The sequence below is a fragment of the Rhizobium sp. IBUN genome, from assembly GCF_000510625.1.
In the GTDB taxonomy this organism is placed as follows: Bacteria; Pseudomonadota; Alphaproteobacteria; order Rhizobiales; family Rhizobiaceae; genus Rhizobium; species Rhizobium altiplani.
This window is the reverse complement of the sequence record NZ_AZNV01000005.1, coordinates 1-13,761: the sequence shown is the minus strand read 5'-3', so window position 1 is coordinate 13,761 and position 13,761 is coordinate 1. Positions and strand designations below refer to the sequence as shown.

General features: G+C 58.3%; 10 protein-coding genes and 1 pseudogene. 6 read left to right on the top strand and 5 right to left on the bottom strand.

Translation table 11 applies throughout. From position 1 onward, the window contains the following. The first annotated feature begins 51 nt into the window (after window positions 1-51). Window positions 52-2,880: a winged helix-turn-helix domain-containing protein gene (locus RHIBUN_RS0106795; RefSeq protein WP_025658972.1), complete on the top strand. Its 2,829-nt coding sequence runs from the start codon at window positions 52-54 to the stop codon at window positions 2,878-2,880. A gap of 91 nt (window positions 2,881-2,971) precedes the next feature. On the opposite strand, the gene RHIBUN_RS0106790 is transcribed toward RHIBUN_RS0106795, so the two are convergent. The 3 genes from RHIBUN_RS0106790 to RHIBUN_RS0106780 all read right to left on the bottom strand — a co-directional run bounded on the left by RHIBUN_RS0106790 (window position 2,972) and on the right by RHIBUN_RS0106780 (window position 5,544). Beyond that, the gene (locus RHIBUN_RS0106790) at window positions 2,972-3,619 is read right to left on the bottom strand and encodes an isochorismatase family cysteine hydrolase (RefSeq protein ID WP_025658971.1); all 648 of its coding nucleotides are present in this window, start codon (window positions 3,617-3,619) and stop codon (window positions 2,972-2,974) included. Window positions 3,620-3,637: 18 nt separating this feature from the next. Next, entirely contained in the window at window positions 3,638-4,183 is a 546-nt protein-coding gene (locus RHIBUN_RS0106785; protein WP_025658970.1) for a hypothetical protein, read from the bottom strand. 62 nt (window positions 4,184-4,245) lie between these two features. Beyond that, window positions 4,246-5,544, bottom strand: a complete 1,299-nt coding sequence (locus tag RHIBUN_RS0106780; protein ID WP_025658969.1) for an epoxide hydrolase — start codon at window positions 5,542-5,544, stop codon at window positions 4,246-4,248. 387 nt (window positions 5,545-5,931) lie between these two features. On the opposite strand from RHIBUN_RS0106780, the gene RHIBUN_RS0106775 reads away from it, so the two are divergent. The 4 genes and pseudogenes from RHIBUN_RS0106775 (at window position 5,932) to RHIBUN_RS0106755 (ending at window position 9,648) form a co-directional block, all read left to right on the top strand. After that, on the top strand, window positions 5,932-6,639 hold the full coding sequence (locus RHIBUN_RS0106775) for a type 1 glutamine amidotransferase domain-containing protein (RefSeq protein WP_025658968.1): 708 nt from the start codon (window positions 5,932-5,934) through the stop codon (window positions 6,637-6,639). 164 nt (window positions 6,640-6,803) lie between these two features. Continuing rightward, window positions 6,804-6,934: pseudogene (locus RHIBUN_RS0106770) on the top strand (hydrolase); the annotation flags it as partial. 256 nt (window positions 6,935-7,190) lie between these two features. Further along, entirely contained in the window at window positions 7,191-7,697 is a 507-nt protein-coding gene (locus RHIBUN_RS0106765) for a hypothetical protein (protein ID WP_025658966.1), read from the top strand. 514 nt (window positions 7,698-8,211) lie between these two features. Then, a complete protein-coding gene (locus tag RHIBUN_RS0106755; protein ID WP_245271637.1) occupies window positions 8,212-9,648 on the top strand; it encodes a L,D-transpeptidase family protein in 1,437 nt (478 codons plus the stop codon). 120 nt (window positions 9,649-9,768) lie between these two features. Here the strand turns inward: RHIBUN_RS0106755 and RHIBUN_RS0106750 are convergent, their stop codons facing one another. After that, on the bottom strand, window positions 9,769-10,986 hold the full coding sequence (locus tag RHIBUN_RS0106750; RefSeq protein WP_025658963.1) for an NAD(P)/FAD-dependent oxidoreductase: 1,218 nt from the start codon (window positions 10,984-10,986) through the stop codon (window positions 9,769-9,771). Window positions 10,987-11,102: 116 nt separating this feature from the next. Here RHIBUN_RS0106750 and RHIBUN_RS0106745 point away from each other — a divergent pair, with 116 nt between their 5' ends. Next, window positions 11,103-12,632 (top strand): cation:proton antiporter, encoded by a 1,530-nt coding sequence (locus RHIBUN_RS0106745; protein WP_025658962.1) that lies wholly within the window; start codon window positions 11,103-11,105, stop codon window positions 12,630-12,632. A 183-nt stretch (window positions 12,633-12,815) separates the two neighbouring features. Here RHIBUN_RS0106745 and RHIBUN_RS34695 read toward each other — a convergent pair whose 3' ends face one another. Beyond that, window positions 12,816-13,454: a DUF4157 domain-containing protein gene (locus RHIBUN_RS34695; protein WP_025658961.1), complete on the bottom strand. Its 639-nt coding sequence runs from the start codon at window positions 13,452-13,454 to the stop codon at window positions 12,816-12,818. Between the last annotated feature and the right edge of the window lie 307 nt (window positions 13,455-13,761).

Sequence of the window (13,761 nt, the reverse complement as noted above, 5' to 3'; positions counted from 1 at the left end):
GTTACAGATGCCGCTGAACTATTTGGCATTGGCAAGAGAGATCGGATCGCTTTGGGACAGATCGAACGGGGCCTTTTCGAATTCTGCGGCTGGGAGATGGATCTCGCAAAGCGGGAACTCAGGGCTCTCGGCGCACCCGTTCCGATCGGAAGCCGCGCATTCGACATCCTCGAGGTCCTCGTTGTGGCCGGTGGAGACGCCGTGTCGAAGGAGGATCTGATGCGCCGCGTATGGCCTGGGATCGTCGTAGAGGAGAATACACTCCAGGTCCACATATCGGCCATTCGAAAGGCTCTGGGAAAAGACCGGAATCTGCTCAAGACGATCTCCGGCCGTGGATACCGACTTCTTGGCAACTGGAAATCTGGCGCGCCATCGCTCAACGGAGCGGCGCCGTCGGTGAAAACTCATTCAGCCGACGCCCGTTACGTTTCCAAGATCCCGGCGTCGATATCTGATCTTATCGGTCGTGAGAATGCCGTGGCTGAGCTTCTTACGCTCGCATCCGCTTATCGGGTCGTGACGCTGACAGGCCCTGGCGGGATCGGCAAGACGGTACTTGCATCCGAAATCGCCCGTAGTCTTTTGCCCAGCGTCGAAGGAGACGCCTTCTTCATCGAGCTGGTTTCGCTGCAGGACCCCAACCTAGTTCCGACAGCCTTGGCTCAAACTCTCGACCTCCAACTTCAAGGTGACGAAATCTCGGCCCAGGTCGTCGCGCGTTGCATTGGTGGGCGAACGATGCTGCTCGTTGTCGACAACTGCGAACACGTCATCGATGCTGCGGCAGCGATGATCGAGGCACTTGTCCGCACGTGCCCAAATGTGACGGTCCTTGCGACAAGTCGAGAATTGCTGAGGATCGAGGGAGAGTTCGCTTATCGCGTCCCACCTTTGGAGGTGCCAGCTAGGGAGGAGGCGACCAGCGCTCTGGAGCACAGCGCCATCCAACTCTTCGTGGCGCGCGCTCGAGCGCTGCAACGGGATTTCGCGGACGACACGGAGAAGCTCTTGGCCATTGCCGGGATTTGTCGGCATCTCGACGGCATACCGCTGGCAATCGAATTCGCAGCGGCACGTGCTGCGACGCTGGGAATAGAGCAGATCGCCGGCCGGCTCGACGATCGTTTCGTGCTGCTCACTGGCGGGCGCCGGACGGCACTGCCTCGTCATCAGACGCTCCGCGCTACCCTGGACTGGAGCTATCAACTTCTGCCGGACGTGGAACGGGAATTGCTTTGTAGCCTGGCGACTTTTCCTGGCGGCTTTACTCTGGACGCGGCGGTAGCGGTCAGCGGCGACGGGGAAGCAGAAACGGCGCTCGTGATATCAAATCTCGTCTCAAAATCTTTGATCGCATTCGACGGTTTCGACGCTGCTCCGCGCTGGCGCCTTCTTGAGACTGTGCGGGTCTACTCGCTGGAAAAGCTGGGAGCTCGGGACGAGTTTCGGCGAACAATGTCTCGAGTTACGAAATACTTCCTCAAGCTGTTTAAACCTTTTTCGGAGGAGCGCTCCCTTCAGACGGCGCTCGACAATATCGGTCGCTACCGAAAGGAGACCGACAACGTGCGTGCGGCCTTGAGATGGGCGTTCTCGGAAACCGGCGATGGCGTGCTCGGCGCGAAGCTTGCTGCCGCGTCGAGCGACTTTTGGACGGCAATATCGCTGGTCTCCGAAGCTGGCGACTGGGCTGAGCGCGCGCTGGAGAGCATCGGAGAAGAAAACGGCTCGCGCACCGAGATGGTCTTGCGATGTGCTCTGGGATACGCGCTCATCTACACTCAGGGAATGAACGAGCGCGGAAAGGAAGTGCTCACCGGCGCGCTGGCACTTGCCAGGGATCTGAACGACTACGACTATCGCCAGCGCCTAACCTGCGCCCTGTGGCTCTTCTCCGCCCGCTCGGCGGAATTGAGCGACGCTCTAGCCTATGCGCGCGAATATGAGGGGGCAGTTGAAGAACACGATATGCGCGGACGCGCAACGGCCTCATGGCTTGTCGGCATTCCCCAGACCTATCAGGCGCTGCATCAAGAAGCCGGCGAGAGGCTTGAATGGGCGGCCACACACTATCCGCTGGTGAACCGCCGGACAGACTTGCTGCGATTGGAAGCGGACGTACGAACGTCTTCTCTGGCTCACAACACAGTGAACCTGATCGCAGGTGGCCGACTGGACGCCGCAATTCTTACAGCAGAGGTCGCCATACAGGAGGCCCGAGAGACACGGCAGCCTTTCGTCCTCTGCGTCGCGCTCGCATGGTCGGCTTCCTTCGTTTCGTTAACGCTTAACGATCTGGACCGCGCGCAGGAATGGGGCGAGGAGCTTTTAGCGGAGGCATCCAAGCACGGTCTTCGACCCTTCCATGCCGCCGGCTTGTGCATCAAGGGCAGTCTCGCCTATCGAACGGGTAGCCCGGCCGAGGGTATCGAGGCTCTTCGAACCGGCCTCGTGGAACTGCGTAGTGGGGCCTACCTGTTGTTCTATCCTTTCTACCTCTGTGAGTCCGCAGCTGCGCTACAGTCAATGGGGCGTTTCAACGAGGCTTTGAACGAGGTCGCCAACGCGTTGCTGTTCTCGGAAGAGAAAGGCTACCGTTGGATGGTGCCCGAAATCCTGAGGCGGAAAGCAGAAGTGCTCAAGGCGCAAGGCTCAAGCGAGACGTCCCTGATCGAAGGTCTTTTTCAACAGGCGATGGCGGAAGCGGCGAAGCAGGGAGCACTGTATTGGGAATTGAACGCGGGCGTCAGCCTTGGTGCGTTCCGCCAGGCAAGCGTTCCGAGTGTTCTGCTTCCTGTCTATCGGCGATTCACTGAGGGCTTCAGCAGTCCGAGGCTTCTCGAGGCAAAGGCATTGATCGAGGCATCGGCTGTGTGAAGCTGCGATGGAACCGACGGACGTCGTTTTCGGTCCCGTACGACCGACGAGCAGCGCCGGCGTCTGTGGGCAGGCGCTATGACTGGTTGTCTCAGGTGGCAGGGGCCACGGGCTCCATGGTTTTCAGCGCATCAACAATCTGCTCAGTGGTTACGATCGCGCTCGCATAGTTCGGCATATTGATCACCAGCGCCGCGTGCATCATCTCGTCGGAGTAGTCGGCGACGGCGTCCTTCACGACTGTCACGTCGTATCCAAGCTCTGCCGCGAAACGCACGGTCGCCTCGATGCAGGTGTGTGCGATCAGCCCTATGACAATGAGTTTGTGAATGCCCTGCCTCTTGAGCTGCAGATCGAGATCGGTGTTGGCAAAGCCGCTGGAGCACCAATGCTCCGAGGCGACAATCTCGCCGGACGCGGGTACAAATTCGGCCTTGAACTCTCCGCCCCAGGTCCCGTATTCAAAACTCCTACGGTTCCACGCAAGCTTTTGAATAGGCGCAATGTACTTCCAGTTCTTGTAGTCGCCTTCGCGGTACCTGTGGTGCATGGCAAAGAAGACGGGAATCTTGACCTGTCGTGCCGTACTGAGGATTTGCTCCATGTGCGGCACGCAATTGTTGGCTTCGGCGACTTCCTTGATGCGTGGCCAGATCTTGCCGCCTTCAGAGATGAAGTCGTTGTACGGGTCGACCACCAGAAGACCGGTGATACCGCGCTCGTAGGACAGATGCATGATTATCGGCTCCTTTGGGCTTCAGGCTGCTTTCGACGGCTGTTGGCTGCGGAGCGCGTGGCGCTCGATGCTGGCTGCGAACAGTGGCGTCTCGCCCTTGTTATGGGCGATCGACATCGGCTGGCGCTGCGTGCGGAAGATCTCGAAAGGAATGCCCTGCCGGTCGAGAGAGGCGAGCATGTCCGGGGTCGCGAAGGACTGAACCCGGTTGGTAAATTCGCAGTGATTTTTGTCGATTGCCTTGACGCTTAGTTCCCAGATCACGTGAATGGCTACCCGGCCCGTCGGCGTGAACACATCAGAGTCGGAATCAAGGATCAGATGATCCCTTTCGCCGAGCGTTTCGACGTAGTGCTGCACCATCAGGCTGCCGCCGATCGTTTCGACGTTGATCGACATGCGCGTACCGTCTGGAGCGGTAGTGAAGCCGGCAGCGATATGGGCGGGCGAACAGCTCTGGTATTCCTTTTCGGGCAGCGTGAAGCACCACGTCGGGATGTCGATCTTCTCGATCGACGCGTTGATGATGGCCGTGAAGCTGGAATCGACGATCTGGTTGTCTGACATTGTCTTTCTCCTTCATCCAATGGGTGGGAATTTTGCGGCACCAGGGAACGCCGCAGACGCCGTCACATCGATTTTCGGAGCGGCTTGAAGGCGGCGCGCAGATCGGCCGTGAGAAGCATCGGCTGCTCCCAGGCTGCGAAATGGCCGCCCTTGGGAGGCCGGTTGTAGAAGATGAGCTTCGGGTATGCCTTCTCGGCCCAGCTCTGGGGAGCCTGGTAAATCTCGTCCGGGAAGGCACTGACCGCGACCGGTATCTTGATGCCGCGCGGATCGAAGAAACCACCCGAAGGGAAGTGCGCGTTATCCCAGTACAGTCGGGCGGAAGAGATCGCCGTATTGGTCAGCCAGTAGAGCGTGATATTGTCGAGGATATCGTCCTTCGTCAGGCCTTCCGTTTTGCCGTCGAAGACGCGAGCGATCATGTCATAGCTGCGGATGTCATGGTCAAGCATCCATGAGGCAAGACCGATCGGTGAGTCGACGATGCCGTAAAGCGTCTGCGGACGGTTGTTCATCTCGATGGCGTAGCCAAGACCATTCTTGTAGAAATCGTCGAGCTGGTCCCACGCGCGCTTTTCTTCAGGCGTAAGGTTGGCAGGCGGCGTGCCGGCTGACAGCGCCTTGGATATGTCGGCGGGAACGGTTGCTGCCATGTTGGTATGGATGCCGAGCAGTCCCGGAGGCTCTTGCACAGCCATCAGCTCGGTAACGGCATTGCCCCAGTCGCCGCCCTGCGCGACATATTTTGGGTAGCCGAGGCGCTGCATCAGTACAGCCCATGCCTTGGCAATGCGGGGAGGGTTCCATCCGGGCTCTGTCGGTTTGCCGGAGAAGCCGTAACCCGGAAGCGATGGGATGACGACGTGGAAGGCGTCGTCGGCGCTGCCGCCGTGCGCGGTCGGATCGGTCAGGGGCTCGATGATTTTGAGCTGTTCGATGATGGAACCGGGCCATCCATGGGTGACAAGGATCGGGAGGGCATTTGCGTGCTTCGATTTCACATGGATGAAATGAATGTCCAACCCGTCGATCTTCGTGGTGAACTGCGGGTAGGAGTTCAGTTTCGTTTCGATTTTGCGCCAGTCGTAGTGCTTGACCCAGTGGTCGGCGAGCTTCCTGATGCTAGCGAGCTGGACGCCCTGCGAGTGATCCTTCACCGTTTCCCGGTCGGGCCACCTGGTCGCCGCGACCCGTCGGGCAAGGTCGGATAGCTCCGCATCCTTAGCCGAGAATCGAAATGGTTTGATCTCGTTTGGATCGCCACTCGCGGCAAACGCTTCTGGAAGCACGCCCAATGCACTGATTGATGCCGCCGCTGCAAGAAGTATACGACGCGAAACCGCCGGTTGGTTATGGGACATGAGAGCCTCCTGGAGTTAGCTTGCTGGCGAGTAACAAGTCACCAAAGAGGAAATGCAGCCATTGAACTAAGGTATCGGCGACACCTTCGTATAGTGGAAACGAGAGCACGTTTGGATGTTCGTATTCAACTCTGTCCGCTATGGTTCCGATCGATGCAGCCAACCTGAGAACATCGTCGCTCCGGTTTGGCCATTGGCTAGTGGATCGCGAATACCATCGTCTGGCTTCGATTCGGGTACTGCGCAAACGAGGGCTTTCAGCGCACGATGTTACCCGATGCCAAGGTATTGCCGATACCAAGGTGCAAGTGCGCTTCCCGGCAGTCGTCGGCATACTCTCCTAACGCAGCCGGTTTGCTGCGTAACGACAAAGGAAGGAGCCGACAGATGAAGATCCTGATGGTTTTCACATCGCATGACATACTCGGAAGCACCGGCCGCAAGACGGGCTTCTGGCTCGAGGAAGGCGCAGCACCATATTACGTCTTTCGCGACGCTGGCATCGATCTGACGCTCGCCTCGCCGAAGGGCGGTCAACCGCCAGTCGACCCAAAGAGCGATCTGCCAGAAAATCAGACCGCTGCGATGGCTCGCTTCAAGAAAGATCCGGACGCGCAGCAGGTGTTCGCGACGACGAAAAAGCTGAAGGATATGCGGTCGGACGATTTCGACGCGGTCTTCTATCCTGGCGGCCACGGGCCGATGTGGGATCTTGCCGAGGATCCGGACTCAATCGCCTTGATCGAATCCTTCTATAACGCCGGAAAGCCCGTCGCGGCGGTGTGCCACGCGCCTGGCGTCTTGCATCACGTGACCTACAAGGGGGAGCCGATCGTCAAGGGAAAGCGCGTCACAGGGTTCACCAACACCGAGGAGGAGGAGGTTCAACTGACCAACGTCGTGCCATTCCTTGTTGAGGATGAACTGAAACGGCTCGGCGGACTTTTCGAGAAGAAAGACAACTGGCAACCCTTTGCCATCACCGACGGTCGGCTCATCACCGGCCAGAACCCTGCCTCGTCCACGTCAGGTGCACAGGCCCTCGTCAAGCTTCTGAAAGGCGCAACGGAGCAGACAAGTTCCACGGCTGCGTAACTGGCCATGCGAACTGCGTAACGACAAATCTGCGGTCGCAATTCTAGCCGTTGTGGCCGCTCGCAGCCCTGCGCCTTGCCTCGGCCTCGCCAGCCGGCACATTCATTAGCTCCGCTGCGGCTGCCAGGCTTCAGTTCCTCACGCCGAAGGATTACACGCTGATCATGATCGACTATCAGTCGCAGATGGCTTTTGCGACGAAGAGCATCCTGCCGTCAATCTTCGGAACAACGCAGATCTCGTCGCCCATGGAGCCAAGGGTTTCGGCGTTTCCACCAGTCTGACCACCATGGCTTATGATTGTCCGAAGCAAGTTCTCCGTCTTTGAACCTCGACGTTGAGCGAGGGAACTTTAATGCAGGCAGGCAGTTCTGGTGGCGCAAATCGATTTCTAACGGCGATATCCGCGAAATGCTGTGGCTGGTCTCAGCCGCGCCTCAACCTCGACATGAGCAAGCCCACATCGAAATGTTTCAGTTAAAGTAGCAGGCATCACTCGTCTGTCCCATTATGAAGCTAGTCGATGACGTACGCGAGTAGGGAGATCACCGATGGTCGTTTCGTGGATTGAAGTGAACGATCGGATGCAGCAGGGTTATCGATATCAGCTGACCGCGCCCACGGGCCAAGACTTCCACCAGGGCTTTGCGCCGGAACTGACACCTGCGGAGATGCTAAGGCTCGGTGTATTCGGGGGCAAGTACATGACCGATTGCACGGACGAATTCCCCAAAGAATGGTTCGCCGCGGCCAAGATTTCATCCTGGTGTGATCCGAGTTTGAATTTCTTTGGCGTGGGTGCCAGCCAACCACTCAGCGTCTGGCGAGCCAAAGGCTGGATATATTCGGACGATCCCCGCGGGTGGTTTCAATGGTACTGCCGCTATTTCCTGGGCCGCAGGTTGTCCGGCGAGGATGAACGCCAGATTGGGCGTTGGAAGTCTATGAAACGACATGCATCACAGCTACGTCGCCACTGCGAGCCCCACGACTGGTTCTGCCGTCCTCGGCAGCGACAGGCACTACTTCAGTGGGCTTATGATAGCCGAGCCCTATGAACTCGCCCGATCCTGCGCCGAGGACGTGGCTGCAACCTTATCGAAGCTGCCGGCCTTTCGGCACTGCGGCGGCTCCGTTAGTCAGCAACCACCATTTCTTTGATATCGGCGGAGCGCCATCTTCTCGCTGTATCCGCCTCGGCTGCCAGAACTGCATAAACAATGCGAGCGCGCCGCGCGCATGGCGCCAGCGGTGCCACGATGTCAGTACACTCGCGCTTGAAGAAATAGGGTGGGATTCCAGAATGCTCGCGCGACCAGTGTCTTCGGCGTCAAGGAAGTAGGTGCCGAGGCTGTTGCATGTCGGCTTTCTCAGAAGCAGGAAGACAAGGGGCAGCATGCCGAGGTCCATACCGCCCATCTTCCGCCCGAATATCGGCGCTGTAGTCTGGCTCATAGAACATAACGGTAGCAGCGCACGGATCTTGCTTTAATGTTTCGAGGACACCCGATGGCCCTGAGAACACTGACACTCTTCGCGGGTGCGCTCGCCAGTCTAGTTCTGTTTGCCGCGTTGGAAGGCAAGGTTAGGGCCGAGCCGCAGCCGGCACTTGCCGAGCAGGCCAGCCCGAAAAATGCCTACGCGGTTCCTGTGCGCCGGGCTGTCCACATTTCTCGGCAGGGAGCCAGTTCGTTCTCGACACTGTTTGAGACTGTTGGAGGTAATCAATCAAGGGTACTGCGCGAGATGGGCGGCGTCTCGATCGTGATGAACAACGATATAGCGGACGCAGTCGAGGCCTATTACGGCAATCCGAAAGCAAAACTTATCTGGGTCGATGGCAGAGGTCCCACCGCCAAGGCAGTGCAGGCGATGAACCTGTTGAAGCAGGCGGATGATTGGGGCCTGAGCGCCAGTGACTATGCGGTCGCCACGACGTTTGAGACGGTTCCGCGGGGCTCGCCCGAATACGCGAAGTCTTTGGCCCTATTTGAAGCATCGCTGTCCGGCAAGTTCTTGATGTTTCTGCAGGATAACTACCGCGGGCGGATCGATCCCAACCAGCTCTCCAACTACTATGACTTCAAGCGGAAGCAAGTTGATCTGAAGGCGGCCATCGACCAATTGTCTGCCCATCCGGATCTGATGCCGGTCGTCGACCGACTTATGCCGAGCAATCCGAAGTTCGCCCAGCTTGCAGCGGAACTTCATTGGCTGCGATCGACGGGTCAGGGAGGCGATAGCGCCGCCAACATTGATAGGGTCATTGTTGCGATGGAGGAAATCCGTTGGCTGCCTCAGGAGTTTCCTGATCGCTATGTCTTCATCAATCAACCGGCTTACATGGCGTATTACTATGAGCAGGGTCAGTTGGCACTTTCGATGAAGGCCGTAATCGGGCAACAGGATCATCAGACGAACTTCTTCGATGCTTCGATCAAGACTGTTCAGTTCAATCCCGACTGGGGCGTGCCGCAATCGATCATTCGCAACGAGATGCTACCGCATCTGAAGCGCGACCCCGCATATCTCGACAGGGAAGGTTACAAGGTTTCTGTAAAAGGAAAGCCGATGTCCTCCGCGAAGGTCGATTGGGCCCAGCCTCTCGAGAACATCTCTGTTGTTCAGCCGCCGGGGCCGGACAATGCCCTAGGACAGCTAAAGATCCTGTTCCCGAACCCCCACGACATATACATGCACGATACTCCGGCGCGTGGAAAGTTCGCCGCGCAGGATCGAATGTTTAGTCACGGATGCGTACGGTTGGAAAACCCACGCGCAATGGCGGCTGCGGTTCTGAAAACATCCGTTGAATTTGTTGCACAACAGATAGCCGATGGGGGAAAGAAGGACATGCAAGTACCGGAAGAAGTTCCGGTATATGTCTCATACTTTACAGCATGGCCAACCGCAGATGGCGTCGTGCACTATTTCGATGATATTTACGGTCGTGATGCAGAGACACTCGCCGCGATATCGATGACGACCTCAAGCCGCAATCAATCCTGATCGGCGGAACAATACAAGGCGCCTAACTTACACAGTTTGTCAGCTTCGCACTTGATGCGTGGAACGCGGCTCTGATCGTTCGTCAAGCGGTTTGGGGCAACGCGTTGCGACCCCCTCAAGTCAGCCGCGCAAGACTTCGTTGGCGGCCCTTATACCGCTTTCCCAGGCACCATGCGCCGTCGAGAAATCGGAGATGTGAGTGGCCTCGCCCGCAAAGAACAGCCGATCATCGACCGGCCGCGCCAGTATGTTGCGGGAATCGGAGTGATTTGGGAGCGCATGACTGTAGGAACCGCGTATCCAATCGGTACGACACCACGAAGTCGCGGCCAGTGGCCGCAGATGCCGTCGTATGCCGCTACCCAGCAGGGACGACAACTGTTCAATCGCGAAAGCGAACGCATCCAGCAGCCCCGCACGCTCAATGACCAGGGCACCTGCGCCTCCGAAGAAGCCCTCGATAATCGGTCGGCCAAGCGGACAGATATAGTAGCTGCCAGTTTCAGCGTTGCGGGGATCGCCGAGAAGATGGGTCTCGGGTTCGAGGCCATGGTTCCCGTGCAGTTCGAGGAAAAGCTTGTCTGCCAGGCCAAGCGGCAATTGGGTTGCCGCGTGAAGATGATCGTCAACTGCCGCATCGAACGCGATCATACCGTTGGCAAGGACGTTGGTCGACGACGTGATCACAGCCTTCCGGGCAGTGATCGGACCGCGGTCAGTCTCCAGCCGGACTCCGCGATCGGACAGCGCGATACGGCGCACTGCTGTCGAGGGTCTCAATGCGACATCAGGAATGCTCGAAGAAATTAGAGCGCCGTAGCCTTCGTGAACCCGCCAATTGGCATCGGATGCAGCGTTGTCGTATGCAAGGAAGTCTTTGATCGACAGCAGCTCGAGCGGTGTCCCATTCATGTATCCGCTTGTCGCGTCGCAATAGGCATTCCATTCCGCGTTTGCCGGCAACGCATCGGAAGCACGGTCGCTTGGTTGACGATCGTTGCGAATGCGGGTTTGGAATGCGTCCCACGCTGCTTCCGCCGCCTTTTGATCTTCCGGCGTGAAGCCCAAATCGCGCCACTGCCTTCGCCATGCTGTCGGGCCGCTTTCGATGGTAAACCCGGCGGCACGAGCCATCTTGACGAGTGTATTCCGTTCAGCCGAATGAAGCCAACCACAACCCATGTCGAGCGGCATTCCGCTGATCTCGATTGTCCAGGCGCGACCGCCGATGCGGTCACTCGCTTCCAGGAGGATGACCGAGGAGCCGGCGCTGGACAGGGTCCGTGCCGCCGCAATTCCAGCAGCGCCGGCACCGACAATCGCTACGTCGTAATCCATGGTCGCCGCTCCGCCTTGAGGCGCTCATCGCTCGTCTTTGACTGGTTCTACTACCGGGTTCTACAAGGGAATCGATCCCTCTTCAACGCGCGCTAAAGACTGCTACTATTCGGGGCATGACATTCTTCGAAACACTCGTTGCACTGCTTGCTGTCGCAATCCTGCTATTGCAGGTAACCAGGCGAATGCGGCTGCCGTATCCCGGCATCCTCGCCGCAGCCGGCGTTGCCGTCGCGGTGTTGCCGGGTGCGCCAGATATACCCATCGACCCTCCGACCGCCCTTGCATTGTTCATCGCCCCCGTACTTGTCGATTCCGCCTACGACTTTCCTCTCGGTGCGGCGCGGCGCATGCTGGTGCCGCTGTTCGTCTACGCGGTTGTGGCAGTGCTGTTCACGGTTGGAGTCGTGGTGTCGATCAGTGCACTTACCGTCGGGTTGCCCATCGCGGTGGCAGTCACTCTCGGTGCGATCGTCGCACCGCCGGATGCAGCTGCGGCCACCGCGGTCCTGTCCAATCTGCCGGTCGACCGCCGGGTCGACGCACTTCTCAAAGGCGAAAGCCTGTTCAACGATGCCACGGCGCTGCTGCTGTTCAGCGCGGCTTTGACCATCCAGGCGAGGAGTGGGTTCGATACTGAAACCGTAGCGCGGATGGCCTTTGCGGCGCCGGGCGGAATCTCGTTCGGCATTGGCTTCGGGTTTCTGGTTTCACGACTTCGTCCCGCCACCGACAATACGGTTGGCGGCACGCTGCTTCAGTTCGTCTATGCATTCGCGACGTGGCTGATTGCCGAGCGTCTGCACCTGTCTGCCGTGCTGGCAACAGTGGCAAGTGCGATGACACTCGCTACCCTTGCCAAGGTCGACGATCCTCCGCGCATGCGGGTCCACTCGTTTGCCGTCTGGACGACCGTGGTCTTCTTGTTGAACGTGGTTGCCTTTCTGCTGATGGGACTGCAGGCCCGCCGCATTGTTGGCGCCATGTCGGCGGCCGAGCTGGAGAGGGCGATCGGGTTCGCTGCGATCGTCGTCGTAGGCGTTATTGCGTCGCGCTTGGCGATTGCATTCTTTTTTCACGCGGTTGTCGGCTATCGGCATCGGCGCGGTCATGAACTCGCACCCTTTGAACATGGTGAAACGCTGCTGGTTGGGTGGTCGGGTATGCGCGGACTGGTTACTCTTGCCACCGCATTCGTGTTGCCCGCGGACTTCCCCGACCGAGACCTCGTGGTTTTGACGGCCTTCTCGGTCGTGCTCGCAACACTGGTCATCCAGGGCGCAACGCTCGCGCCCATGATCCGCCTCCTGAAGCTCGGGAGGGAGGACAAGGCGAGGCAGGAAGTCCACATGGCACGCAAGTCTCTTGCCCAGGCTGCCCTTGGCCGCCTTGAAGGCGAGAAGGGCCCGGAGGTCGAGGCCATCAGAATAGCCTATCGAGAAATCTGCGAAAACGGCCCTGGGTCTTTGCCGGCACGCCGTCGTGATCTGGCCCTTGCCGCTGTACTGGCACAACGCAAGCGCCTCGACGAACTGCGCGACGCGGATCTTGTCGGTCCTAGCCAGTATCTTGAACTGCAGGAGGATCTCGACTGGAAGCAGCTTGCCGTGGCTTTGGACGAGGAGCGGCGAATTACCGAGAGTTAGGTTCGCACCAAGAGCGGCTCGCGCCTGGATGAACTCCATTTTCCTGGTTCCTGATGAAGGACAAGATCCTAGAAATTCAGAGAGTTCTCAGGAAGGTCGAGGTTGGATCATCAGTGGAATGTTTGTCTGGCTAGCCCAAGCGCCTCGCTCCTTGGGCAGCGTTTGCCTGGCATTCGACTCCGATCATTTCAGGCTGCATTTGTGCTCGACATCAAGGCTGGGGAATTCTTTCTGTTGATGCTTCCAACGGTCGTAGCCGTCACCTTTGGCATAAGCTTGACTTTCGACCGTCCGCCAATCCCGCGCATATCGGACGGCAAAACCCTCCACCCCCCATTCCCGGAATTGGTCGACATGCGTCAACTCATGGGCCCACGCACAGGGACTCGCGGCTACACGCGGGTCTCTGAACACAACGACATCGATTAGGGTAACTGCATCTGCAAAACCGCCATGCTCCAGCAAGTAGCCAAGGCTGAAGGAACTGTCGCTAATGATTTTGTATCTGACGCGATTCATTGAGTCTTCGCTGGCATAGCCGGCCAACTGACGGCGAATCTCTGCAGGTATCGGCAGGGCGTCGTGCATGGCCTCATTGCGGCTGGCAGTGATTACGCTCGCGAGTATCGGGCCGCTCAGAGCATGTGCCTGAAACTCGTTGAGAGCGCCAACCACACTTTCATTTGCCATAACCACGAAGCTCGCATCGGAATTGTCCCTGCGCTCAGCCTGATAATGAGCAAGGGCGGATAGTCCGTCGAGCATCAGACCAACGGCAAAGATGGCAGACGGAACCCATATAGTGGCGCAGCGTCGCTTCATCGCAGGAATTTTTTCTCATCGGTAACATATCATAGCCGTGTGGGCCGTCCGCGGCTACCGCGTGGAATTCTCTTATGGAGCGCCGAGCCTCGGTCCCAGTATAGGTTTCTCGTCCCATCTGGCCGCCCACCATGGCTGAAGGGAGGTGCGAGCGAGAACGAGCTATCGATGAAAATCGTCTGATATCAGTGTTATGATTAATGCCCGACCTGAGAGATAGGTGACAGAACGTACCGGAGACATGGGTTACATTTTTCGATTTTGGTCGGGAGGTGTGGATGCCGTGGAGAGAGACTTCGGTCATGGA

Coding starts and splice junctions, on each gene's coding strand:
- RHIBUN_RS34695 (WP_025658961.1), bottom strand. CDS start 13,454: ATGAAGCGACGCTGCGCCACTATATGGGTTCCGTCTGCCATCTTTGCC.
- RHIBUN_RS0106780 (WP_025658969.1), bottom strand. CDS start 5,544: ATGTCCCATAACCAACCGGCGGTTTCGCGTCGTATACTTCTTGCAGCG.
- RHIBUN_RS0106745 (WP_025658962.1), top strand. CDS start 11,103: ATGACATTCTTCGAAACACTCGTTGCACTGCTTGCTGTCGCAATCCTG.
- RHIBUN_RS0106785 (WP_025658970.1), bottom strand. CDS start 4,183: ATGTCAGACAACCAGATCGTCGATTCCAGCTTCACGGCCATCATCAAC.
- RHIBUN_RS0106750 (WP_025658963.1), bottom strand. CDS start 10,986: ATGGATTACGACGTAGCGATTGTCGGTGCCGGCGCTGCTGGAATTGCG.
- RHIBUN_RS0106775 (WP_025658968.1), top strand. CDS start 5,932: ATGAAGATCCTGATGGTTTTCACATCGCATGACATACTCGGAAGCACC.
- RHIBUN_RS0106765 (WP_025658966.1), top strand. CDS start 7,191: ATGGTCGTTTCGTGGATTGAAGTGAACGATCGGATGCAGCAGGGTTAT.